General features: G+C 71.3%; 17 protein-coding genes. 7 read left to right on the top strand and 10 right to left on the bottom strand.

Annotated elements, in window-relative coordinates:
• Positions 1 to 109: 109 nt before the first annotated feature.
• A complete protein-coding gene (murA, locus tag ACFWRV_RS31705; protein WP_007450559.1) occupies positions 110 to 1,450 on the bottom strand; it encodes a UDP-N-acetylglucosamine 1-carboxyvinyltransferase in 1,341 nt (446 codons plus the stop codon).
• Positions 1,451 to 1,737: 287 nt separating this feature from the next.
• Between murA and ACFWRV_RS31700 the strand changes: the two genes are divergently transcribed.
• The 6 genes from ACFWRV_RS31700 (at position 1,738) to ACFWRV_RS31675 (ending at position 7,782) form a co-directional block, all read left to right on the top strand.
• Entirely contained in the window at positions 1,738 to 2,298 is a 561-nt protein-coding gene (locus ACFWRV_RS31700) for a YqgE/AlgH family protein (RefSeq protein WP_384339359.1), read from the top strand.
• Positions 2,299 to 2,328: 30 nt separating this feature from the next.
• Positions 2,329 to 2,625 carry a DUF3039 domain-containing protein gene (locus tag ACFWRV_RS31695; RefSeq protein ID WP_006124925.1) on the top strand — a complete coding sequence of 99 codons (297 nt, stop codon included), beginning with the start codon at positions 2,329 to 2,331 and terminating at the stop codon, positions 2,623 to 2,625.
• Between the two features lie 241 nt (positions 2,626 to 2,866).
• The gene (locus ACFWRV_RS31690) at positions 2,867 to 4,171 is read left to right on the top strand and encodes an extracellular solute-binding protein (RefSeq protein WP_384339358.1); all 1,305 of its coding nucleotides are present in this window, start codon (positions 2,867 to 2,869) and stop codon (positions 4,169 to 4,171) included.
• Positions 4,172 to 4,173: 2 nt separating this feature from the next.
• Entirely contained in the window at positions 4,174 to 5,160 is a 987-nt protein-coding gene (locus ACFWRV_RS31685; protein WP_384339357.1) for a carbohydrate ABC transporter permease, read from the top strand.
• A gap of 35 nt (positions 5,161 to 5,195) precedes the next feature.
• Complete coding sequence (locus ACFWRV_RS31680; RefSeq protein ID WP_384339362.1) at positions 5,196 to 6,068, top strand: carbohydrate ABC transporter permease; 873 nt, start codon at positions 5,196 to 5,198, stop codon at positions 6,066 to 6,068.
• 4 nt (positions 6,069 to 6,072) lie between these two features.
• A complete protein-coding gene (locus tag ACFWRV_RS31675) occupies positions 6,073 to 7,782 on the top strand; it encodes a beta-N-acetylhexosaminidase (RefSeq protein WP_384339356.1) in 1,710 nt (569 codons plus the stop codon).
• Positions 7,783 to 7,875: 93 nt separating this feature from the next.
• Here ACFWRV_RS31675 and fxsT read toward each other — a convergent pair whose 3' ends face one another.
• The 4 genes from fxsT to ACFWRV_RS31655 form a co-directional block, all read right to left on the bottom strand.
• Entirely contained in the window at positions 7,876 to 11,811 is a 3,936-nt protein-coding gene (fxsT, locus tag ACFWRV_RS31670) for an FxSxx-COOH system tetratricopeptide repeat protein (RefSeq protein ID WP_384339355.1), read from the bottom strand.
• Positions 11,808 to 13,148 carry an FxsC protein gene (gene fsxC, locus ACFWRV_RS31665; RefSeq protein WP_384339354.1) on the bottom strand — a complete coding sequence of 447 codons (1,341 nt, stop codon included), beginning with the start codon at positions 13,146 to 13,148 and terminating at the stop codon, positions 11,808 to 11,810. Before fsxC ends, fxsT begins: the two co-directional genes overlap by 4 nt.
• A 117-nt stretch (positions 13,149 to 13,265) precedes the next feature.
• The gene (gene fxsBH / locus ACFWRV_RS31660) at positions 13,266 to 15,569 is read right to left on the bottom strand and encodes a radical SAM/SPASM protein FxsBH, inactivated beta-hydroxylase extension form (protein WP_384339353.1); all 2,304 of its coding nucleotides are present in this window, start codon (positions 15,567 to 15,569) and stop codon (positions 13,266 to 13,268) included.
• A gap of 563 nt (positions 15,570 to 16,132) precedes the next feature.
• Positions 16,133 to 16,897 (bottom strand): hypothetical protein, encoded by a 765-nt coding sequence (locus ACFWRV_RS31655; RefSeq protein ID WP_384339352.1) that lies wholly within the window; start codon positions 16,895 to 16,897, stop codon positions 16,133 to 16,135.
• A 231-nt stretch (positions 16,898 to 17,128) separates the two neighbouring features.
• Between ACFWRV_RS31655 and ACFWRV_RS31650 the strand changes: the two genes are divergently transcribed.
• Entirely contained in the window at positions 17,129 to 18,055 is a 927-nt protein-coding gene (locus tag ACFWRV_RS31650) for a DUF4231 domain-containing protein (protein ID WP_384339351.1), read from the top strand.
• A gap of 22 nt (positions 18,056 to 18,077) precedes the next feature.
• Here ACFWRV_RS31650 and ACFWRV_RS31645 read toward each other — a convergent pair whose 3' ends face one another.
• The 5 genes from ACFWRV_RS31645 to ACFWRV_RS31625 all read right to left on the bottom strand — a co-directional run bounded on the left by ACFWRV_RS31645 (position 18,078) and on the right by ACFWRV_RS31625 (position 23,070).
• Complete coding sequence (locus ACFWRV_RS31645; RefSeq protein ID WP_384339350.1) at positions 18,078 to 18,557, bottom strand: hypothetical protein; 480 nt, start codon at positions 18,555 to 18,557, stop codon at positions 18,078 to 18,080.
• Positions 18,558 to 18,739: 182 nt separating this feature from the next.
• A complete protein-coding gene (locus ACFWRV_RS31640; RefSeq protein ID WP_384339349.1) occupies positions 18,740 to 19,639 on the bottom strand; it encodes a S1 family peptidase in 900 nt (299 codons plus the stop codon).
• A 230-nt stretch (positions 19,640 to 19,869) separates the two neighbouring features.
• Positions 19,870 to 20,694, bottom strand: a complete 825-nt coding sequence (locus ACFWRV_RS31635; RefSeq protein WP_384339348.1) for a DUF1684 domain-containing protein — start codon at positions 20,692 to 20,694, stop codon at positions 19,870 to 19,872.
• A gap of 4 nt (positions 20,695 to 20,698) precedes the next feature.
• Positions 20,699 to 21,979 carry an NtaA/DmoA family FMN-dependent monooxygenase gene (locus ACFWRV_RS31630; protein WP_384339361.1) on the bottom strand — a complete coding sequence of 427 codons (1,281 nt, stop codon included), beginning with the start codon at positions 21,977 to 21,979 and terminating at the stop codon, positions 20,699 to 20,701.
• Positions 21,980 to 21,993: 14 nt separating this feature from the next.
• The gene (locus tag ACFWRV_RS31625) at positions 21,994 to 23,070 is read right to left on the bottom strand and encodes an LLM class flavin-dependent oxidoreductase (protein ID WP_384339347.1); all 1,077 of its coding nucleotides are present in this window, start codon (positions 23,068 to 23,070) and stop codon (positions 21,994 to 21,996) included.
• Between the last annotated feature and the right edge of the window lie 67 nt (positions 23,071 to 23,137).

Here is a 23,137-nt window from a genome sequence, read left to right as displayed (position 1 = left end):
CCCCGGCTCCGAGTCCGGAGCCGGGGCGGCGGGCTGCTCACGCGGGTACTGCGCGGTGCGCAGTGCTGTGTGCGGCAGCACTGTGCGCCCTCGCGGGCACGGGGGAGGTTCAGACGAGCGAACCGCCCGGCAGCTCGACCTTCGCGCCGAGCTTCTCCAGCTTCTCCATGAAGTTCTCGTAGCCGCGGTTGATCAGGTCGATGCCGTGCACCCGGGAGGTGCCCTGCGCCGCCAGCGCCGCGATCAGGTACGAGAAGCCGCCCCGGAGGTCCGGGATGACCAGGTCCGCGCCCTGCAGCTTGGTCGGTCCGGAGACGACCGCCGAGTGCAGGAAGTTGCGCTGGCCGAAGCGGCAGTCCGAGCCGCCCAGGCACTCGCGGTACAGCTGGATGTGCGCGCCCATCTGGTTGAGCGCGGAGGTGAAGCCGAGCCGCGACTCGTACACCGTCTCGTGGACGATCGACAGGCCCGCGGCCTGCGTCAGCGCCACCACCAGGGGCTGCTGCCAGTCGGTCTGGAAGCCGGGGTGCACGTCCGTCTCCAGCGCGATGGCGTTGAGCGCGCCGCCCGGGTGCCAGAAGCGGATGCCCTCGTCGTCGATCTCGAAGGCCCCGCCGACCCGGCGGAAGGTGTTCAGGAAGGTCATCATGGAACGCTGCTGGGCGCCGCGCACATAGATGTTGCCCTCGGTCGCCAGTGCCGCCGACGCCCAGGAAGCCGCCTCCAGGCGGTCCGGGATCGCCCGGTGGGTGTACCCGTCGAGCTTGTCGACACCGGTGATCCGGATGGTCCGGTCGGTGTCCATGGAGATGATCGCGCCCATCTTCTGCAGTACGCAGATGAGGTCCTCGATCTCCGGCTCGACGGCCGCGTTGGACAGTTCGGTGACGCCCTCGGCGAGGACGGCGGTCAGCAGCACCTGCTCGGTGGAGCCCACCGAGGGGTACGGCAGCCGGATCTTGGTGCCGCGCAGCCGCTGCGGGGCCTCCAGGTACTGGCCGTCGGCCCGCTTCTCGATGGTCGCGCCGAACTGGCGCAGCACCTCGAAGTGGAAGTCGATCGGCCGGCCGCCGATGTCGCAGCCGCCCAGGCCCGGGATGAAGGCGTGGCCGAGGCGGTGCAGCAGCGGGCCGCAGAAGAGGATCGGGATCCGCGACGAACCCGCGTGGGCATCGATGTCGGCGACGTTCGCCGACTCGACGTGCGAGGGGTCGAGGATCAGTTCGCCCGGCTCGTCGCCGGGGCGGACAGTGACGCCGTGCAGCTGGAGGAGCCCCCGGACCACCCGTACGTCACGGATGTCGGGAACGTTGCGGAGGCGGCTGGGCCCGCTGCCGAGCAGCGCGGCGACCATGGCCTTCGGCACCAGGTTCTTGGCGCCTCGGACGCGGATCTCGCCCTCCAGCGGGGTGCCGCCGTGGACAAGCAGGACATCGTCTGTGCCGGTCATGTATCTCGCGTTCCGGAGTGGTCGGGCAGGGGGCCAACGAAAAGGGTAATGGCCTCCTACCCCCGTTCCGTAAGGCGAAGGGGGGTGTACGAACGTCATGAATCCGCCACAACACCCTCCGCGCATCCGATCTTGCGGAGGGTTACCGTCCGGATGGCCCACAGCGCCCCCGCCCGGCGGTGCGCTCCTCGTGCCTCCGTGCGCCCTGAGCTGCGCTCGCTCTCCTGAGGGCGGCATCACGGTCACTCGGCCCCCGTGAAGGGCGAAGATGCGGGATCATTCCCTCCATGACCGAGGTGTCCTCGCTCACAGGGCGACTGCTCGTGGCCGCACCCGCCCTCACGGACCCGAATTTCGAGCGCGCGGTGGTGCTGCTCCTCGACCACGACGAGGAGGGCTCCCTCGGCGTGGTCCTCAATCGCCCGACGCCGGTCGGCGTCGGCGACATCCTCGCGTCCTGGGCCGCCCTGACCGGCGAACCGGACGTCGTCTTCCAGGGCGGCCCGGTCTCGCTCGACTCCGCCCTCGGCGTGGCGGTGATCCCCGGCGACGAGGGCCCGCTCGGCTGGCGGCGGGTGCACGGGGCGATCGGCCTGGTCGACCTGGAGACCCCGCCGGAACTGCTCGGCCCCGCCCTCGGTTCGCTGCGGATCTTCGCCGGGTACGCGGGCTGGGGCCCCGGTCAACTGGAGGGCGAGCTGACCGAGGGCGCGTGGTTCGTGGTCGAGTCGGAGCCCGGCGACGTCTCCTCCCCGCGCCCCGAACAGCTCTGGCGCGCGGTGCTCCGCCGCCAGCGCAGCGAACTCGCGATGATCGCCACGTATCCGGACGACCCTTCGCTGAACTGATGCCCGTCTCTTTCAGTACCCTTGGCGGTTATGAGCACTCTTGAGCCCGATCGCGGGGCAGGTACGGGGACCCTCGTCGAGCCGACGCCGCAGGTGTCGAGGGGCGACGGCGACCACGAGCGCTACGCCCATTACGTCCAGAAGGACAAGATCATGGCGAGCGCCCTGGAGGGCACTCCCGTGGTCGCGCTGTGCGGCAAGGTCTGGGTACCGGGGCGCGACCCCAAGAAGTACCCGGTCTGTCCCATGTGCAAGGAGATCTACGAGTCCATGGGCGCCGGCGGCGACAAGGACAAGGGCAAGGGCGGCGGCAAGGACAAGAAGTAGGTCCGCCACCCGCACTCGCTGAAAGGCCCCCGGGGCGTGCGTCACCGCACGCCCCGGGGGCCTTTGGCGTGCATCCTCACGGAGGGTGACCGGACGGTCGCGTTGCACGGGCTGCATCCGCTGGTCACAGAGTGGTCGAGACCACTTGTCGTCGCCGGTACGCGGATCTACTCTCCTGCCAGTTGTGCAGAACGAAACGCACGTTGCGCATGTTGCAACGCTTGACCGGTAGGGGTTCCGGATGAAGCTTTCTGCCCGAATTGCCGCCCCAGTCGCGGCGCTTGTGCTGGCCGGCCTCACCGCCACCGCCTGTGCACCGCAGACCTCCGACACGAGTGCGAAGGGTGACGACAAGAGCGGCACGCTCCGGGTCTGGCTCTTCCAGGAGGTCGGCAACAAGCCCAAGGAGAAGGTCGTCGACGCGGCCGTCGCCGACTTCGAGAAGACCCACCAGGGCGCGAAGGTCGAGATCGAGTACATACCCGTCGACACCCGCGCCCAGCGGATCAAGGCGGCGTTCAACGACCCCGAGAGCGCCCCGGACCTCGTCGAGTACGGCAACAGCGACACCGCCGGATACGTCAAGGACGGCGGACTCGCCGACGTGACCGAGGAGTTCGGCGCCTGGGACGAGGCCAAGGACACCGACCCGATCGCCAAGCAGTCCGTCACCGTGGACGGCAAGGTCTACGGCGCGCCCTTCTTCGTCGGCGTCCGGGCCCTCTACTACCGCACCGACGTCTTCAAGGACCTCGGCATCGATCCCCCCGCGTCCCAGGCCGAGTTGATCTCCACCGCCAAGAAGATCCGCAAGGCGAAGCCCGAGCTCTACGGCCTCGCGGTCGGCGGCGCGTACACCTACGGCGCGATGCCCTTCATCTGGGCCAACGGCGGCGAACTCGCGGGCGAGAGCGGGGGCACGTACACGTCCGGCATCAACAGCGAGAAGTCCCGCAAGGGCATCGAGGCCTACACCTCCCTCTTCGGCGACGACAACTGTCCGGCCGCCAAGTGCGCCTCCATGGGCGGCAACGCCACCGTGACCGCCTTCGCCTCCGGCAAGGCCGCCATGGCCATCGGCGGCGACTTCAGCCACGCGGCCGTCGAGGCGGGCGCGGTCAAGGGCAAGTACGCCGTCGTCCCGCTGCCCGGCGTCGCGGAGAACTCCATCGCCCCGGCCTTCGCGGGCGGCAACAACCTCGGTGTCCTCAAGAGCAGTTCGCACCGCACCCTCGCCGTCGACCTCATGAAGTCGCTGTCCGGCAAGAAGACCCAGGCCGAGATGTTCGACGCGATGGGCTTCCTGCCCACCTACACCGACGTCCTGGACAACGCCGCGAAGAAGGAGCCCTTCGTCGCCCCGTTCGTCCAGACCCTGGGCGCGGGCGCCAAGTTCGTCCCCGCCTCGCCCGCTTGGGGCCAGATCGACGCCTCGCTGATCCTGCCGACGATGTTCCAGGAGATCGTCGCCGGCCGTAAGGACGTGGCGGAGGCCTCGGACGACGCGGCGAAGAAGATGGACACGGCCTTCACCGAAGCCGGCTGACGATGACCACGCACACCACCCCCCTCAAGGTCCCGCCCCCGGGCGCCGCCGGGGCGGGCGCCGCCGCCCCGGCCGCCCGCCCGCCCCGGCGAGGCCGCTCCGTCTCGCCCGCCAACCGCTCGGGCTGGACCCCGTGGCTCTACCTCCTGCCGGCGCTCGTCCTGCTCGCCGGACTGCTGGTCTACCCGATCTACCAGCTCGGCCTGATCTCGTTCCTGGAGTACACCCAGGCCCAGGTCAGCGGCGGCGAACCCACCACCTTCCAGGGGTTCGGCAACTACACGACCCTGTTCAACGACAGCCAGTTCTGGCAGGTCCTCCTCGCCACCGTGCTCTTCGCGGCGGCCTGCGTGGTCTCCACCCTGGTCGTCGGCTGCGCGCTCGCCGTCCTGCTCACCCGCATCCGCGCCCTGCCCCGGCTCGCGCTGATGATGGCCGCGCTCGGCGCGTGGGCCACCCCCGCGATCACCGGCTCCACCGTCTGGGTCTTCCTCTTCGACCCCGACTTCGGACCGGTCAACAAGGTTCTGGGACTCGGCGACTTCTCCTGGACGTACGGCCGCTACAGTGCCTTCGCGCTCGTCCTCCTCGAAGTCCTGTGGTGCTCGTTCCCGTTCGTGATGGTCACCGTGTACGCGGGCATCCGGGCCATCCCCACCGAGGTGCTGGAGGCCGCCTCGCTGGACGGCGCGTCCCAGTGGCGGATCTGGCGCACCATCATGGCGCCGATGCTCAAGCCCATCCTGATCGTCGTCACCATCCAGTCGATCATCTGGGACTTCAAGGTCTTCACCCAGATCTACGTCATGACCAACGGCGGCGGTATCGCCGGCCAGAACCTGGTGCTCAACGTGTACGCGTACCAGAAGGCGTTCGCGTCCTCGCAGTACAGCCTCGGATCGGCGATCGGCGTCGTGATGCTGGTGATCCTGCTGGCCGTCACGCTGGTCTATCTGCGCCTGGTCAGGCGCCAGGGGGAGGAACTGTGAGCGCGACGACCGACAGTGCCGTGCACGACCGTCCCGTGCGCGCCGCCGCACGCGGGGGCCGCGGCCTCGCCGGGCTCCTGCGCGTCAAGCGCCCCGGCAGGCTGGCCGCGGAGGCCGCCGCCCTGCTGATCGCCGTCGCGGTCGCCTTCCCGCTGTACTGGATGGTGCTCTCCGCCTTCAAACCGGCCGGGGAGATCCAGTCCACCGACGCCCGCCCCTGGACGCTCGCCCCCTCGCTCGACTCGTTCCGCCGGGTCTTCGAACAGCAGGACTTCGGCCGCTACTTCCTCAACAGCCTGCTGGTGGCGGGCACCGTCGTCATCCTCTCCGCGCTGGTCGCCTTCCTGGCCGCCACCGCCGTGACCCGGTTCCGCTTCAAGTTCCGCACCACGCTGCTGATCATGTTCCTGGTCGCGCAGATGGTGCCGGTGGAGGCGCTGACCATCCCGCTGTTCTTCCTGATGCGGGACTTCGGCCAGCTGAACACGCTCGGCTCGCTGATCCTGCCCCACCTGGCCTTCTCGCTGCCGTTCGCCATCTGGATGCTGCGCGGCTTCGTCAAGGCCGTCCCCGAGGCCCTGGAGGAGGCCGCCTACATCGACGGGGCCAGCCGCACCCGCTTCCTCTGGCAGATCCTCTTCCCGCTGGTCTTCCCCGGCCTGGTCGCGACGAGCGTCTTCTCCTTCATCACCACCTGGAACGACTTCCTGTTCGCGAAGTCGTTCATCATCAGCGACACCTCCCAGTCGACGCTGCCGATGGCGCTGCTGGTCTTCTTCAAGCCGGACGAGAACGACTGGGGAGGGATCATGGCAGCCTCGACGGTGATGACCATTCCCGTACTGGTCTTCTTCGTACTCGTACAGCGACGCCTCGTCTCCGGACTGGGCGGAGCGGTTAAGGACTGATGCCATGACACCCGAGAATCCCGTCTCCACGGGCGCCGTGGACACCTCGGCCCTCGGCCTGGTCCCGGCCCCGCGCACCGTGACCGCGGCCGCCGCCGGGCCCTACCCGCTCGGCTACCACACACCGCTGACCGCCGGGCCGGGCACCGAGGGAGTCGCCCGCTGGCTGCGCGCCACGCTCGGCCCGCCCACCGGCCTTCCCCTGCCCGAGGGCGACGGCACCGGCACCGGCGCGGGCGACGGCTCCGGCACGGGCTCCACCGGGCAGGGCATCGTGCTGGCCCTCGACGAAGCGCTCGCCCCCGAGGGCTACCGCCTGGCCGTCGAGGCGAACGCCGTACGCATCACGGGCGGCACGGCGGCCGGCGTCTTCCGGGGCGCGCAGACCCTCCGTCAGCTCCTCGGCCCGGACGCCTTCCGGCGCGCCCCGCTCGCCCCGGGCCGCACCTGGCAGGTCCCGCCGGTCGTCGTGGAGGACGAACCCCGCTTCGGCTGGCGCGGGATGATGCTCGACGTCTCGCGGCACTTCCTGCCCAAGGACGACGTCCTGCGCTACCTGGACCTCCTGGCCGCCCACAAGCTGAACGTCTTCCACTTCCACCTCACCGACGACCAGGGCTGGCGCATCGAGATCCAGCGCTACCCGCGCCTCACCGAGGTCGGCTCCTGGCGCTCGCGCACCAAGTACGGCCACCGGGCCTCCGAGCTGTGGGACGAGACCCCCTACGGCGGCTTCTACACCCAGGACGACATCCGCGAGATCGTCGCCTACGCCGCCGAGCGGCATATCCGGGTCGTCCCCGAGATCGACATCCCTGGCCACTCGCAGGCCGCGATCAGCGCGTACCCCGAGCTGGGCAACACCGACGTCATCGACACCACCACCCTCTCCGTCTGGGACACCTGGGGCGTCAATCCGAACGTACTCGCCCCCACTGACAACACCCTGCGCTTCTTCGAGGGCGTCCTGGAGGAGGTGCTGGAACTCTTCCCCGCCGAGATCTCGCCCTTCGTCCACATGGGCGGCGACGAGTGCCCCAAGGACCAGTGGAAGGAGTCCCCGCTCGCCCAGGCCCGGATCGCGGAACTCGGCGTGAAGGACGAGGACGGGCTCCAGTCCTGGTTCATCCGGCACTTCGACGCCTGGCTCGCAGCCCGGGGCCGCCGCCTCATCGGCTGGGACGAGATCCTCGAAGGCGGCCTCGCGGAAGGGGCCGCGGTCTCCTCCTGGCGCGGTTACGGCGGCGGCATCGCGGCCGCCGAGGCCGGGCACGACGTAGTCATGTGCCCCGAGCAGCAGGTGTACCTGGATCACCGTCAGGACGGCGGCCCCGACGAGCCGATGCCCATCGGGTACGTACGGACCCTGGAGGACGTCTACCGCTTCGAGCCCGTCCCGCCGGGCCTGAGCGAGGAGGCGGCCCGTCACATCCTGGGCACCCAGGCCAACGTGTGGACCGAGGTCATGCAGAACCGGGCCCGCGTCGACTACCAGGTCTTCCCGCGTCTCGCCGCCTTCGCCGAGGTCGCCTGGTCCGCCCTCCCGGCCCCGGCCGACCGGGACTTCGCCGCCTTCGACGCCCGGATGCGCGCCCACTACGCCCGGCTCGACGCCCTCGGCGTCGACTACCGCCCGCCGGGCGGCCCCTACCCCCGACAGCAGCGCCCCGGAATCCTCGGCCGCCCGCTGGAGGGAGAGCCTCCGGTGGTGTGACGCGCGCACCGGCCCGGGGGGCGCCGCCCGCCCCCCGGGCCCCGGGGGGCCGGCGGCGGGCGGGGGCCGGCCCCCCCCCGGCCACGGCGGGGATCACACCGACATCGGCTCCAGCTCCCGCCGGAACCGCTCCTCGGTCCGGGCGATCCGGACCAGCGGGTGGTCGTCGCCGAGCTGGCGCGACAGCTCGACGACGAGCTCCGACCGCAACTGCCCCGCCTGGTCCTCCCGGCCCATGGCATCCAGCGTGACCGCCATGTTCGAGGCCATGGCCAGGGTCTCCGGATGGTGCGCCCCGAGCGCTTCGCGCAACTGCCCGGACAGCGTCCGCTCGGTCTCCAGCACGATGTCCAGCTCGCCCCGGTCGGCGGTCGCGCTGGCCAGGTTCATCACACAGAACAGGGTGTTGGGGTGCTCCCGGCCGAACGTCTCCCGCATGGTGGCGACGACCAGCTTGAGCACCCGCTCCGCCGCCTCCGGCTCCCCGGCGCCCGTCAGATAGACGCCGAGGTTGTTCTGCGCCGCCAGGGTGTACGGGTGCCTCTCCCCCGGCACCTTCATGTACTGGTCGACGACCTCCTGCGCCATGTCCCTCGCCTCGACGCTCTGTCCGGCCGCGAACAGGTCCGCGGCGAGGTTGAGATCGCAGGCCAGCGAATCGGGGTTGGCGGTGGTGTACTTCGCCCGGTAGCGGGCGCGGGTCGCCACCGTGAGACGGCGGGCGTCCTCCAGCCGGCCCGCCCGTCGCAACGACACCGCGAGGCTCTTCGCCGCGCTCAGGGTGGCGGGGAAGCTGCGGCCCATCGTCTCCTTGAAGCTGTTGTACGTCGTGCTGAGCAGCGCCGCCGAGTCCTCGTACCGGCCGACCTCCCGCAGGTCGCGGGCGAGGTTCATGGCGGAGGACAGGCTGTAGGGGTGTTCCGGTCCGAGCACCTGGGAGCGGAGGTCGTAGACGTCCTGGTCGATCTCCCGGGCGCGGGCGTACTGGCCGACGCTGCGCAGGTTCAGGGCCAGGTTGTTGGCGGCGGCCAGGGTCCGCGGGTGGGAGTCGTGGAAGATCTGCCCGAACCCCTCGTGGGCCTCGGTCGCCATCTCGATCGCCCGGGTGTAGTCCCCCAGCAGACCGAGGTCGATGGCCAGGCTGCTGGTGGTCATGTACGTGTGCGGGTGCTCGGGTCCCAGCACCGCCCGCTGCCGTTCCAGGGTGAACTCGTCCAGCTCCTTGGCCTCCACGTAACGGCCGCGGGTGCGCAGGATGTTGGAGAGGTGGAAGCAGAGGTAGAGGTACTGCAGGTCCCGCTCGCCCAGCTTCTCCTGCCAGATCTCCCGCAGCTCGTTGCCCAGCGCCCCGGCGGTCCTGACGTCGCCGCGCTTCCAGAGGTAGCGGACCCGGTCGATCAGCAGCCGGCGGGTCTCCGGCTCCTTGCAGTTGCGGGCGTCGGAGGGGCCGAGGTGCGGCCAGATCGTGGCGAAGCGCGGCCAGGTCTCCGGGTTGTCTATCGGCTCGTCGTCGTCGGGCCGGGCGCCGGCGAGGATGCGGTGGACGACGTGCCGGGCCTCGCGCTGCTCCTCCTCGCTGAGCTGCGCCTTGATCACGGCCTGGACGAGGCGGTGCACCTGGATGGAGTTGGAGACCTGGTCGACCTTGGCGAGGGCGAAACGGCCGATCTCCCGGATGACCCGGCCCAGCACCAGCTTCTCCTGGAGCGAGGAGTCGTACGGCTTCAGCGCGTCGATCATCTCCTTGCTGTAGAGGAGGTTCGCGGAGATCGGCTCCGGGGCGAAGAAGGCGCAGAGCTGGAGCAGCCGTACGGCGGCGGGCGAGCGCTCCTTGAGCCGGGCGATGGAGATGTTCCAGGTCGCGGCGACCGGTTCCGGGTAGCCGGCCGGCTGGTTGAGCGCGAGGACCTGGGGCGCCTGCTGGGCGAGCTGTTCGAGATAGGCGTCGATGGGGGTGGCGGTCTCCGCGATCCAGGCGGCCGCCTGCTCCACGGCCAGCGGCAGGTCGCCCACCGCGGTCGCCACCTGCGCGGCGTCCTCGTCGCTGAGCCCCGGGGCCCGGCGCTGGAGGTGCTCGATCGACTCCTCGCGGAGGAAGACGTCCACGGGCAGCGCGTCCCCGTGCTGGGACCAGCTCTGGTTGCGGGAGGTCACCAGGATGTGGCCGGAGCCTCCCTGCGGGAAGTAGCGGCGGAGCTGCTCGGGGTCGTCCGCGTTGTCGAAGACCAGCAGCCAGCGGTCCGAGGGCACACCGCGCCGCAGCAGGTCGACGGCCTCCTGGGAGGCGGCAGCCATGTCGTCGCCGCCCTGGGCGCCGAGTCGGACCGCGAGTTCGGCGAGCGAGGCGACGACGTCGTCGGGCTGCTCGGACGATATCCACCACACCAGGTCGTAGTCGGCCATGAAGCGGTGGACGTACTCCAGAGCCACCTGGGTCTTGCCGACGCCGCCGAGTCCGTACAGGGTCTGCGGCTGCGGCAGGACGACCGCCAGGCCGCCGCCGAGCTGGTCGCGCATCCGCTCCAGGACGAGCGAGCGGCCGGTGAAGCCGGGGTTGCGGGGCGGCGCGTTCCAGATCCTCGGCACGGTGCCGGGGAAGCGGGGACCGGGCGAGACCCCGTCGGCCACCTGCACCGGGCGGTCCAGGGCCCGCATCACGGCGGTGGTGGCGTGCACCTCGTCCAGCCGGAAGAGGTCGACCGGGTTGCGGTCGATGTACGGAGTGCTCAGGCGTACGTCCCCGACCCGCAGCGGGACCAGTCGGCGGCGGCCGGTACCGGCGGACTCGGCGGCGGCCCGTTCCCACAGCTCGACCGCGCGCTGGGACTTCAGGTAGGCGCTGGAGAGCAGCACCACGGTGCGGGCGGCGCTCGAAGCGGTGGCGTCGGCGACCTCCTCCGGGGGGCGTTCGGCGGAGACGTCGCGCGGCACGACCCGGAACCCGGCCCGGGTGAGAATCGATTCGAGCCAGTCGGCCCACATCCGGTTCTCCGCCACATAGCTGAGGTGGAGATCGGCGGGCAGGGCGGGCCTGCGCCGGGTGAAGGCGTCGCGGATCCGCAGCCGGACCTCTTCGCCGATCGGGGGCATCGACGTGATCTCCCGGTCGGTGATGACCGCGCTGAGCCGTTCGAAGGCGGAGAGCAGCGAGTTGGTGAGTCCGGCCTCGTCGCCGAAGGTGGCGAGCGTCTCCTCGTAGGCGTAGTACGGGCGGTAGGGGATCTCCACCGCGCCCCAGTAGGCGGTGAGTTCGTCGCCGGACAGATCGCGCGGCAGCCGGTCGAACTTGAGCCGGGCGAGCGCCCGTCCGGCGTCCGCCTTCTCCTTCTCGCCCTCGTCGATGCGCATCGGCACGGGGTAGAGGGCGATGGGGCGGCCGGTGTTGCGCTCGGCGATCTGGCGGGCGACGGAGGCCGCGCCGTCGATGGACTGGTCGCTGAGGGTGAAGCAGTCGACGAGGACGTCCGGGAGGTGGACGGTGCAGATGTCGGCGATGTCGCTGAGGCCGGTCCGGCTGTCGATGAGGACGTAGTCGTAGTTGGCCTTCATGTCGTCGCGCAGCGCGTCGAAGAAGTGGCCGCCGCCGAACCGGTCGTAGAAGTTGTCCCAGTCGAAGGTGGAGACGGTCGCGGAGTATTCGCGGTTCTGGCGTCCGGCGGAGACGAAGTCGAGTGTGCCGCCCTTGGGGAACTCCCAGCCGAGCGACTCCGGGGTCAGCGACACGGCGTGCGGCTGGATGCGGGCGTAGTCGCGGTGCCAGTCCTCGGCGCGCTGGGCGGGGCTGGTCGCGGCCCAGGCGTACTCGGTGATCAGGTCGATCACGCCGGTGGTGGCGCCGAGGGTGGCCGGGTCGAGGAAGGGGTGGAAGAACCGGTGGAGTCCGGGTGCCTCCAGGTCCCAGTCGACGGCCAGCACCCGCTTGCCGTTGGCCGCGAGGATCCAGGCGGTGTTGGCGAGCGCCATGGTGCGCCCGGTACCGCCCTTGTACGAGTAGAAGGTGACGATGCGCCCGTCACGACCGGCACTCATAGGTCCTCCGCTTCCGTCGCAGGGTCGTGCGGGTCGGGTATGTAGCTCGTGTTGCCCATGGGGCCGGTGAGCCGGGTCCGCTCGCCGGATCCGCCGCCGGATCCGGGAGGGTAGGCCTTGGCGTGCTTGAGATACTGCTGGGCGGCCACCTCGACGACCTGGGGCAGGAGCCGGCCGAACGCCTCCATGGTGGGCACTCCCTTCGCGGCGGCCCGGCAGAGGGCCCGGCCCTGGCCCATCTTGATCGGCATGGTCGCTTCGAGCTTCTCGGTGAGCTCGCTCTCCGCCGCTCTGCTCTGGTGGTCGTCGCGGCTCCAGGGCACGACCATGGTCACCCAGGGCCGGTTCTCGGCGTCGAAGGCGGCGAGCCTGCGGCAGTGGTCCTCGTCCCTCAGGGCCCAGCGGTCGACGAGCAGGATCTCGGGGGTGCTGGGCGGGGACTTGCCGTCGTGCCGGCCCTCGTCGAACGAGGAGATGACGGCCTGGTAGTTGAGGGAGCGGACCAGTTCCTCGGCCACATAGGCCAGGGGCCGGGCGGAGGCCGGGTAGTAGGGGTTCCAGTCCTGCGGGTGGTCGCCGTAGTGGTCGCTGCTGCGTCCCTCGGGCAGATCGTGGCGGGTGGGCGCCGCGATGGTGATCTGCATCGGCCGGGGAGCGCCCACTCCGCTGCTGGGGGAGCCGAAGGCGCTGGGGGCCAGGCGCCAGTCGAGGGGCCGGCCGGTGTCGATGCGGACCGAGTCGGCGACGCTGACGATGCGTTTGGCCAGTTCGTAGACGGCCCGTTCGTATTCCTCGGCGAAGAGTCTGAGCTTGATCAGACCGTAGAGGCCGTCGCTGACGTACCGTTCTCCGAAGTCACGGTGGTTGAACTGCAACCGCTCGGCCGAGCCGGGGAGTTGACTCGGCGGGACCGGCACCCAGAGGGCCGGGACGATGGCCTCGGCCGGCTGGTTGGAGCGGGCCCGGTGGTGGATGGCCCGCTGTTCGAAGGCGTACCACTCCTTGCCGCACATCTCGCTGGCGAAGTAGCGCGGTGAGAACAGCGGGACGAAGACCCGGCAGGTGGCGAGGACGTCGCCGAGACGTTCGGACCAGCCCTCGCCGGAGCGTATCTCCCGGTCCATGAATCCCGCGGGCGCGCCGGCGGGTAAGTCGGTCATGGCCATCACATGGCCGCAGAGGTCCTGGAAGAGCCGCTCGACCCACATGTCGGGGTCCGTGCCGGCCCCGTACCCGGGCGTGTGGGCGTAACTCAGAAAGAAATACGGCCGATGGCCCACCGCTCGCTGTTGCGTCGATGCGTGCACACGACCCCCGTCCTGTGTGAGCACTCGCATCCCGGGAGGAGGAAGGGAGTGCAAGCGAACTCATCATTCCGGAGCGGGCCGCTTTCCAGCCCCCTGTCGTTCGGTCATTCGAACGTCACTTTCTGGTCAGACGCCAGGACATTCGATTCATGACCGGACGGCGGGAAGCTCCTGCCGCGATTCTTTCCCGGCCGCACTCCGCGTTCCGCTGATCTCCTTGCGGACAGCGGCGATCAGCTGTTTGCCGTCGACTGTCACCTCCGCCGCGTTTTCGATCATGTCGAGAGCTTCCGGAACACCCGTGAGGTAGCGCGGATCGTAAAGCCCGAGCCCCGCCCGTTCGAATGTCTCGGCCAGCAGTCGGGAGAACGTCACGTGTTCGCTCCCCCAGGGCGTTCGATGTTCCCAGGTACCGTCCAGGGCGTAAAGATCCGTCACTTCACCGAGCGCCCGCAGTTTCGCCCGGCGGAACCCGCTGAGCAGGCCGGAAGCCAGCTCCTCGGCGCCCACCACCGGCCCGACGCCGAGCGCGCCGGGACCGTGCCGCCCCGGCTCGGCCCCCCCGGTGAACAGCGGGGTCAGCGTGGTGAGCATGCGGGCCGCCTCGGCCGCCTGGTCGGGAACGGCGTCGGCCAGCAGCGACCAGGCCTCGGCGACCCGGTCCGCCCAGGCGTCGGCCTCCGCCGCTTCGAGGCGGTCGGTCGCGGGAGCGTCGAAGTGGTCTCGGAGGGGGTCGAGGTCGTCCAGCAGGAGTACGGGAGCCGGCGCCCGGCGCAGGACGTGTACGGGCAGCCAGTGCGGGCCTTCGGGCTCGTCGGGTGCGATGCGCAGCTCCGTGCCGGGCGCGGACGCGGGTCTCCGGACGAGGAATCCACCGTCCGTGGGGCGCACGACCGCCGCGCCCCGCTCCCGGGGGCCGCCGAGGAGCACGGTGCCGAGGGTGGGCAGATGCAGGCTTCCGTCCCGGTACGCCACGGGCACGGGCAGATCGAGTCCGGCCCGGACCGCTGCGGCTGCCACGGTCGCGGCGAGCCGTTCGGCGGCGGGCTCGGTGAGGCCTCGGCCTGCCTCGACGTCCTCCAGGGCGTCGACCAGCCAGGTGCGGGTGTAGGGGTGCGCGAGGACCGCGTCGAGCGCCTCGGCTCCGGGGGCGTCCGCCTCGACGGTGGCCGCGAGCCGCCAGGACTCGTCCCAGAGTGCTCCGCCCCGCCCGTCGAGGGTGTCGTGGAGGGCCGCGAGCAGGGTCCGGGTCAGGTCCTGGTGGGCGGCGAGCAGTTCGTCCGGCGACCGGACGGCGGGCGACTCGATGGCGGCGGCGGTGCGGTCCTCGATGCCGCGGATCAGGGCGGCCAGGTCGGCGCAGTAGACCGACGGGTTGTCGAAGCCGCCGTGCGAAGGGCTTTCGGGGCCGTGGTCGGAGCGGTACCGGTGGGTGTAGAGCCCGCCGCCGCACGAGCGCACGACCGGGCAGCGGCGGCAGGTCTCGCTGACCGAGGCCAGTCCGAGCTGCCGTGCCCGGACGCCGGGGTGGGCCGCGACCTCGTCGAAGGTGTTGCGGAAGACGTCGAACCCGGTGGCGGCGGCACCCTCGTAGGCGCTCTTGAGCGAGTCGACCTGTTCCAGCTTCCCGTCGGTCTCGATGACGACGAGGTCCGTGGGGGCGAGGCCCAGGGACTCGGTGAGGCTGGGGCCGCCGCCCAGGCTGGAGAGCACCGAGGCGAACATCCGGACGGGCATGGGACGGCCCTGCTCCGTCCAGCGGTCGAAGACGCTCAGGAGCCAGTCGGCGTAGGCGGTGGGCGATCCGTCCGGTCGTGGCGGCGGGTCGTCCCAGGTGGCGTGCGGCAGCAGGAAGTCGACGAGCGGGGGTTCGAGCGCGGCGAGGGCGTCGTGCACGGCCACCGGGTCGTTGTGGATGTCGACCGTGCACAGCAGGCCGAGGTCCAGATGGCGGTAGCGCTCCTCGCGGAGCAGTTCGACCGCTCGCATCACCATCGGATGGCTGCTGCGCCCGTTGGCGAACCGGCGGTGGCGGTCGTTGGCGGCGCGGTCGCCGTCGAGCGAGATCCCGACCCGGACGTGGAACTCGTCGAAGAGGTCGAGGTAACGGGGGCTGAGCTGGACGCCGTTGGTGTGGATCCTGAGGTCCAGCTCAGCGATGCCGTTCAGAGCCGAGCCGAGCTCCTCGCAGACCCGTCGCAGTCGCGTGGGCCCCGCCAGGAGCGGTTCCCCGCCGTGCAGGATCACTGTGACGGAGGGAAGCGCATGAGTCGTCGCATGCTCGGCCAGGCGCCGGGCAGTCCAGGAAATTGCCTCGTCAGAGATGGTCTTCGGGCGGGTCAGCCAGCTCTGATCTGCATGTTCGTAGACATAACAGTGGTCACAGGCGAGATCGCACCTGCTGTGCACTTTGAGAACGAATTCACGGAAGGGGACCAGGGGTCCTGTCATTCCGCCATTCTAGCCACTCCTGACGCCTGCTCAGAGAGCAGAGCTGAAAGTGGAAATCCGGGTGGACCGGGCCGTTGTCGCACCGATTGCGCGACTGAGCTTCCGGGCGGCCTCGGCGCTGCGGACGTCGGTCGCCGCGAGGGTCGCGCGGGTCTTCGCAGAGGCGAAGGCGGGGGTGGTTCCGTAGGTCTTCACGGCCGTCCTAGGGGGATCCTGAAGGGGTCTGTTTCCGGACATTGAAACGCTGCACGGATTCCGCGTCATCACACGGCCCGGCACGCGCACTTTACTACCGCTCAGGCCCCCGCACATGCCGACGGAACCGCCTTCTCACCAGTGTTTCGAAAGTCGAAACACGCCTTCCGTTCGGCCGCACGGGTGAGCGGAGGACGGACGGCGGGAGCGGCGGGCCGCGAAGCCGGCTTCCCCACGGACGTCCCGTGCAGGTGGGAGGCTTTCCGGCCGCGGCGACGCCGCCCGCACCCGCGCCGGGGGCGCGCGACGTGAAGTGCCCGCCGGGGCCCCGGCGGAATCCGTCGGAACGTCCCGGCCGGGCCGGCCGTTCACTCGTTCACCGGTTCCGCGCCGGGGACGTTGTACTCCGCGCGGGCGCCGCGCAGGCAGTCCAGGACGCGTTCGTAGCTGTCGCCCACGACGTCCGTGACCCGGACCCGGACGTGGAGCGACTCGACTTCCTCGACGCACCGCTGCGAGAAGATCCCCACCGGCACGGTGTCGTAGTTCCCGGTGCCGACCAGCGGAAAGCCCGTCCCGAAGGCGATGAGCTGGTAGTCCCGCCCCGCCGTGAGACCGCATGCCGTCAGGGTGGCCACGACGTCCGGTACGGCGACCCAGGGTGCCGTCGCCCCGTCCGGCTCGCCGCGCGGCACGACGCGGCACTCCCAGCTCTCGATCACGGCGATGTGCTGACCGCAGTTCAGTATCCCCACGCGCCAGGCGGACTCTCCCTCGACGAGCAGCCCCTTGCGCCAGGAGCCCCGGTAGCCGAGGTAGGGCCGGACCGTACGGGCGTACTGGGCCCTGGCCAGGACGGCGCCCACCGCCACGGCCAGCAGGCTCCCGAGCGCCTCCGTGTCCAGCAGCCGCAGCCGCCAGGGCCAGTCGTCCCGGGCGCCGGGCGAGACATTGGCCCGCACGGCCTCCCACAGCAGGATCAGGGTCAGGACCGCGAGCAGCACGAGGGGAGCGGTGAAGAGCAGCGAGCTGCGGCCCACCCTGCGCTGGGTGTCCTGGAGCGGGATGTCGTCCCGCCCCCCTCCGCGTCGGTCCCCCTCGATGACCCCTCCCCCGCCCGGAGGTGATCGCACCCGCCGAAGAGGGCGCCAACTCACCTGCTGCTCTGTTCAGTTGGGCAACCTTGCCACAGCGCCGCCGGGCGAGGAAGGCCGCCGACGCCGAAGTGGCCGAACCCTGCCGTGGTGGCCGCCCGAGGCACCGGGACGCTCTTGCCGCGCCCGGTCCTCCGCCCTACTCTCGTGGGCCCCGGGCGGGCCAGGCGCGACGACCGGGTCATACGACAACTGCAGACGGAGGCGACCATGACGGCGCTGCCCGAGCCGCTGAGATCCATGGTCTTCAGGAACGATGACCTGCCGGAGCTGTTCCATCACACGGACGCGGTCGCCGTGGCCCGCCAGCGGGAGGCCGTGAACACCACCCGGGCGCAGCTGGCGCTGCTCGTGGTCGGCACGGTGCCCGCCGCGCTGCCCTGGCACGCCGAGGACGGGCCGGCGGGCCGGGTACTGTACGGCGCGGCGGTGCTGGCCTATCTGGGCGTGCTCTTCACGACCTTCCTCGCCTCCCGGCGCAAAGCAAAGTCGCATTGGCAACTGAACCGCTCCGCCGCCGAGTTCATCAAATCCAACTGCTGGCGCTACGCGGTGCACGGCGCACCGTTCGACAGCACCTCCGAGCATCCGGAGGCGCTGTTCGCCAATCGTCTGGAGGACGGTCTCCAGGAGTTGCGGAAAGTGGGCTGGGCCGACCCGCGCGAGGAACTGCCGGATTCCGGCGGCCTCATCACGGAGTCCATGCGGGCGTTACGGAACAAGGCCTACACGGTCCGCAAGGAGACGTACGTACGGGATCGGCTCATCGAACAGCGCCGTTGGTACCGCAGACGTCAGCAGGCGTCCCGGCGCGGGGCGCTCATGTGGTCGGGCGCGATCGTCGCGCTGACGCTTCCGGCGCTGGCGCTGAGCGTGCTGCAGACCTTCGGGGTGGGCCCGTCGTTCGGCCTGACGGGGGCGCTGTCCGCGGCGGCGGCGGCCTGTCTCGCCTGGAACGAGATGCGCCGGCACCATCCGCTGATCTCGGCGCACTCGCTGGTGGAGCAGGACCTGGAGTCGATGCAGGCCGCCATGGAGACCACCCTCACCGAGCGGCACTGGCCGGCGGCGGTGTTCGAGACCGAGCGGATCGTGTCGCCCGAGCACACCGACTGGCTGGTCAGACACCGCGTGTGAGCTGCTCGCCGGCCGGCCCCGGTCAGCCGCGCAGCACCCCGTCGCGCCAGATCACGGTGACCGGGCGGCCCAGGGCGCGGGCGTACGTCACGATGTCGCCGGTGCCGCCGAGGCCCCGGGCGGGGAGGCCGTCCCAGACCGCGAGCAGCCGGTCGCAGTGGTCGGCGATGTAGGCGCCCGCCGCGTAGTACGCCTCGTCGGTGGAGTGCGGGAAGTCGAGCCGGACCTCCTGTGCCGCGCGCGCCTTGAGCTTCCGGTAGCGGGCGAGGTCGTCGGCGTTCTCGAAGCAGGCCTCGTAGTCGCCGCTGGGGATCACGGCGGTCAGTTCGGCGCCGCAGGTGAGGGCCAGGTCGGCGAAGAGCTGGTCGGCGCCGACCGCCAGGCTGGAGAGCGCCTGGGTCGCGCCGTCGAGGCCGCACAGCACGGCTCGCAGCCCCGCGAGCACATGGGCCTCGGCCTCGGCGGGGATGGAGCGGTGACCGGTCACTCCGATGCGATACACGGACGCGCTACCCCCTGCTGCCAGCGGAGCGCGCCCCGGGAGCGCCCCCGCCCCCGCCGCCCCGTCACGACGACCCGTCGCGACATCCTCTCAAGAGCCCCCGGGCGAGCGGGAGCCCCCGTCCGGAATTCCGGACGGGGGCACGTATGTACGGACAGCTCCGTACCTGACCGGCGGGCCGGTCAGTACACGCTGACGCCGTATGCGCTCAGCGCCTCGGTGACCGGCTGGAAGAAGGTCGTTCCGCCGGAGGAGCAGTTGCCGCTGCCGCCGGAGGTGAGACCGATCGCCCGGGTGCCGGAGTAGAGCGGGCCGCCGGAGTCGCCGGGCTCGGCGCACACGTTGGTGCGGATCATGCCGTAGACGACGTCGCCGCCCCCGTAGTTGACGGTGGCGTTGAGTCCGGTGACCGAGCCGCTGCGGGTGCCGGTGGTGGAGCCGCGGCGGGTGACGGCCAGGCCGACGGTGGCGTTGCCGGCGCTGGTGATGTCCTGGCCGCCGACCGTGCCGTCCTTCGGGATGGAGGAGTTGGTGTAGCGCACGATGCCGTAGTCGTTGTTCGGGAAGCTCGACCCGGAGGTCGTGCCCAGCACCGTGGTGCGGGCCGAGTTGGCCCACCAGGTCGTCGCACCGTCGGTGCAGTGACCGGCGGTGAGGAAGTAGTAGGTGCTGCCGCTGCGGACGTTGAAGCCCAGCGAGCAGCGTCCGGTGCCGGAGTAGATCGCGTCACCGCCGGAGATCAGCTTGGTGAACGTGCCCGGCGTGCGCTCGATGCGCAGCGCGTCGGCGTTGGCGCCCGCCGACTTCTTGATCTGGTTGATCTCCGTCTTCGAGACCGTGCTGTCGACGGTGACGACGAGGCGCTTGGTCTGCGGGTCGATGTTCCAGGCGGTGCCCGCGATGTCGGCGCCGAGCACGGCGTCGCTCGCCGCGGTCAGCTGGTTGGCGCTGAACGTTCGGGGGGTTTCGGCGTTCGCGGTGGGGATGGCCATCGCCGCGACGGCGGCGAGCCCCGCGAGTACGGCCGTGGTACGGACGCGTCTCGCCGCGTTGGAGCGGGGGTTGGTGCGCTTGATCCTCACTTCGGGTTCCTCCGAGGGGAATCGGGGGCCCTCCTGTGGGGTGGCGGGCCCGTGAGGCGCAGCCGGGGGCCTGTCCGGATTCCGGAATTGCCGTGCCCCTGACAATCGCTGACCGGAGTATCGAGGGGCCCGGACGGGAGGCGCAAGAATGCCTTTCGGCCACCCGGGTCACATACGTCTCCGGCCCCGGGAGCCATGGGGCTGCCGGGGCCGGAGAGGTCGCTCGCGGGTCAGGCGTCGATCCGGTTCCGCTCCCCCGCCGGGACCGGGACGGGCAGGGTGTTGCCCGGCGGCGGGAAGGGGCAGATGAAGTGATCGGCGAAGGCGCACGGCGGCAGCAGCGCGCGGTTGAGGTCGACGCTCACGCTGCCGTCGGCGGCGGGCGCCCCGGGCCGCAGGAACCGGAAGCGGTAGCTGCCGTTGCCGCTGGTCGCGTCGGCGAAGACGGCCCACAGCGACCCGTCGGGCTCGACCGCCACCTGGAGCGTGTGCCGCTCGCCGTCCAGCGTGAAGGCGATCTCCCCGCCGAGGCCGAGACCGCGCTCGACCCCGTCCGCGTTGGCCACCCGAACGGTCCGGTCGCCACCGTACGGACGGAAGGTCCCGGGCAGCGTCCAGCGGGCGTCGTACGGGGTGGCCTCGATGGTCGAGAAGGCGTGCCGGGCCGGGGACCCCGGGTCGAAGTCCCTTACCGCCCACAGCCCTTCGCGGCGGAGCACCACCAGCCGCCGCTCCCCCTGCGCAACCCGGGAGTCGTCGATCGGCCCGCGGTCCGCGCCGAGCCGGACCTCGCCGGTCAGGGGCTTGCCGTCGACGACGACGCCGTCCTCGGGGGCGGCCGTGAGGACCACCTCGTCGCCGTCCTCGCGCCAGTGACCGGGGACGGCCGGAATTCGCCCTTCCGGGTGGTCGGAGAGCCAGTGGGTTCCGGTCAGGGAGAGCGGGCCGTACGGGGCGGCGACGGCGACGACGCGCCCTTCGTGCCACCGCTGCCAGTCCCGCGCGGCGTCCGGCCCGCCGCCGGCCTGCTCCTGCTGCTGTGCGTCCGTGCTCATGCGGTCAACCTTTCCATACCGGCTCCGGGAGGCCGAGGTGCGACCGCAGCGTGGAGCCGGTGTATTCGGAGCGGAACGCCCCGCTCTCCTGGAGGAGCGGGACGACCCGGTCGACGACGTCGTCCAGGCCGCCCGGGGTGAGGTGGGGGACGAAGATGAAGCCGTCGGCGGCCCTCTCGTCGACGAACGCGGTCAGCTCGTCGGCCACGGTCCGGGGCGAGCCGATGAACGACTGCCGGGTGGTCGTCTCGATGACGGTCCCCCGCAGCGAGAGCCCCTTGGCCTCGGCGAGCGCGCGCCAGCGGGCGACGATCGCGAAGGGGTCGCCGTGCCGGACCCGCCCCTGGGTGATCTCGGAGTCGGGGACCGGGTCGATGTCGGGGAGCGGCCCGTCGGGGTCGTACGCGGAGAGGTCGGTGCCCCAGATCTGCTCGGCGGCGAGGATCGCGTTCTGCGGGGAGACCTGCTGCCGGCGGATCTCGGCGGCCTTTTCTTGGGCCTCGGCGTCGCTGTCGCCGACCACCACGGTGACCCCGGGCATGATCTTGAGGCTCTCGGGCTCCCTGCCGTAGGCCGCGAGCCGCGCCTTGACGTCGGCGTAGAAGTCCCGGCCCGCCTCCAGGGTGCCGTGCCGGGTGAAGATGATGTCGGCGGCGGAGGCGGCGAACTCCCGGCCCTCGTCGGAGTCCCCGGCCTGGATGACGACCGGATGGCCCTGCGGCGAGCGCGGGACGGTGAACTCTCCGGAGATCGTGAACTGCGGTCCCTCGTGGGCGAACGGCCGCGAGACGCCGTCCGGCGTCCAGGAGTCCCACAGTTCCCGGGCGGTGGCGACGAACTCGGCGGCCCTCAGGTACCTGTCGGCCCGGTCCAGATAGCCGCCCCGGCGGAAGTTCTCCCCGGTGAAGGCGTCGGAGGAGGTCACCACGTTCCAGGCGGCCCGGCCCGCGCTGAGGTGGTCGAGGGTGGCGATCCGGCGGGCCAGCTCGTACGGCTCGTTGAAGGTGGCGTTCACGGTGGCGGCGAGGCCGAGCCGTTCGGTGACGGCGGCCAGCGCGTTCAGCACGGTCAGCGACTCGGGGCGGCCGACCACGTCGAGGTCGTGGACACGGCCGTTGTGCTCACGCAGCCGCAGCCCCTCGGCGAGGAAGAAGAAGTCGAACTTCCCGCGCTCCGCCGTCCTCGCCAGCTGCTCGAAGGAGGAGAAGTCGATCTGGCTCCGGGAGCGCGGGTCGGCCCACACGGTGGTGTTGTTGACGCCCGGGAAGTGGGCGGCGAGATGCATCGGACGGGGCACGGTCAGGCCTCCTTCGCGGCGGTCCTGGCGGCGGCGTACCGGCTGGCGGGGCGCATGAGCCCCAGGTGTTCGCGCAGGGTGCCGCCGGGGTGGAAGGTACGGAAGAGGCTGCGGTGCTGGAGGAGGGCCACGGTGCCGTTGACGATCCTTTCGAGGTCGCGTTCGGGGGTGATGGGCGTGAGGTGGAAGCCGTCGGCGGCGCCGGAGCGGTGCCACTGGGCGATGAGGTCGGCGAGGTCGACCGGGCCGCCCCGGAAGTAGGTGCCGCGCCCGGCGAGCTGCGGTCCGCTCTCCAGACCGGGTTCCGGCGCGGTCTCGACGTCCCCGAGGTCGACGGTGAGCGCGACCAGGACCCGCAGCGCCCCGGGGTCGCGCCCGTGGGCGGCGGCCTTGCGGCGCACCTCGTCGCGGACGGCGGCGGCCTGCTCGGGGGTGGTGGCCCGGATGTGGACGACGTCGGCGTGCCGGGCGGCCGCCTCGCGGGCCGGGGCGGTGGTGGCGTCGATGACGGTGACCGGGCGGCCCTGCGGGGGTCGCGGCACGATGGCCGGACCCTTCACCGTGAAGGCGGAGCCCTCGAAGTCGACGTAGTGCAGCTTGTCCCGGTCGATGAAGCGGCCGGTGGCGGCGTCCCGGATCTCGGCGTCGTCCTCCCAGCTGTCCCACAGCCGGCCGGACACGTCGGCGACCTCACCGGCCTCCTGCCACAGCTCGGCGGGGGGCGCCGCCGGGCGTCTGCCGAAGAGCCGGGCCTCCGCCTCGGTGGTGGACACGTCCGCGCTCCAGCCCGCGCGGCCCCGGCTCACCCAGTCCAGGGTGGCGACGGCCGAGGAGACGTGGAAGGGCTCGGTGTGGGTGGTGGTGACGGTCGGGACGAGGCCGATGCGGTCGGTGGCGGGCGCGACGCGGGCGAGGACGGCGAGCGCGTCGAGCCCGGGGCGGGCGAAGGAGTCGCCGAGGGTGACGTAGTCGAGTGCGCCGTCCTCGGCGAGCTTCGCCAGCCGGAGGTAGTGCCCGGCGTCGTAGTGCGGCGGGCCGCCGATCTCGGCGGCCAGGTGGAGGGATGTACGGGCGGACATAAACGGGGACCTCTCGGGTCGACGGTCGGTCGGGGCCTCGGACACGCCCTGGCGGAGCCGTTCGCCG

Origin of the sequence: Streptomyces sp. NPDC058576, assembly GCF_042718715.1 — a bacterium.
Classification (GTDB): domain Bacteria; phylum Actinomycetota; class Actinomycetes; order Streptomycetales; family Streptomycetaceae; genus Streptomyces.
Note: the sequence above shows the minus strand (reverse complement) of the source record. Positions and strands in the feature narration are given on the sequence as shown.

What these genes read in the sequence shown, in the direction of transcription:
- ACFWRV_RS31695 (WP_006124925.1), top strand. Translation starts at nt 2,329, where the DNA reads ATGAGCACTCTTGAGCCCGATCGCGGGGCAGGTACGGGGACCCTCGTC.
- fxsBH (WP_384339353.1), bottom strand. Translation starts at nt 15,569, where the DNA reads ATGACAGGACCCCTGGTCCCCTTCCGTGAATTCGTTCTCAAAGTGCAC.
- ACFWRV_RS31690 (WP_384339358.1), top strand. Translation starts at nt 2,867, where the DNA reads ATGAAGCTTTCTGCCCGAATTGCCGCCCCAGTCGCGGCGCTTGTGCTG.
- ACFWRV_RS31685 (WP_384339357.1), top strand. Translation starts at nt 4,174, where the DNA reads ATGACCACGCACACCACCCCCCTCAAGGTCCCGCCCCCGGGCGCCGCC.
- ACFWRV_RS31700 (WP_384339359.1), top strand. Translation starts at nt 1,738, where the DNA reads ATGACCGAGGTGTCCTCGCTCACAGGGCGACTGCTCGTGGCCGCACCC.
- ACFWRV_RS31635 (WP_384339348.1), bottom strand. Translation starts at nt 20,694, where the DNA reads ATGAGCACGGACGCACAGCAGCAGGAGCAGGCCGGCGGCGGGCCGGAC.
- fsxC (WP_384339354.1), bottom strand. Translation starts at nt 13,148, where the DNA reads ATGCGAGTGCTCACACAGGACGGGGGTCGTGTGCACGCATCGACGCAA.
- murA (WP_007450559.1), bottom strand. Translation starts at nt 1,450, where the DNA reads ATGACCGGCACAGACGATGTCCTGCTTGTCCACGGCGGCACCCCGCTG.
- ACFWRV_RS31675 (WP_384339356.1), top strand. Translation starts at nt 6,073, where the DNA reads ATGACACCCGAGAATCCCGTCTCCACGGGCGCCGTGGACACCTCGGCC.
- ACFWRV_RS31625 (WP_384339347.1), bottom strand. Translation starts at nt 23,070, where the DNA reads ATGTCCGCCCGTACATCCCTCCACCTGGCCGCCGAGATCGGCGGCCCG.
- ACFWRV_RS31650 (WP_384339351.1), top strand. Translation starts at nt 17,129, where the DNA reads ATGACGGCGCTGCCCGAGCCGCTGAGATCCATGGTCTTCAGGAACGAT.
- fxsT (WP_384339355.1), bottom strand. Translation starts at nt 11,811, where the DNA reads ATGAGTGCCGGTCGTGACGGGCGCATCGTCACCTTCTACTCGTACAAG.
- ACFWRV_RS31630 (WP_384339361.1), bottom strand. Translation starts at nt 21,979, where the DNA reads ATGCATCTCGCCGCCCACTTCCCGGGCGTCAACAACACCACCGTGTGG.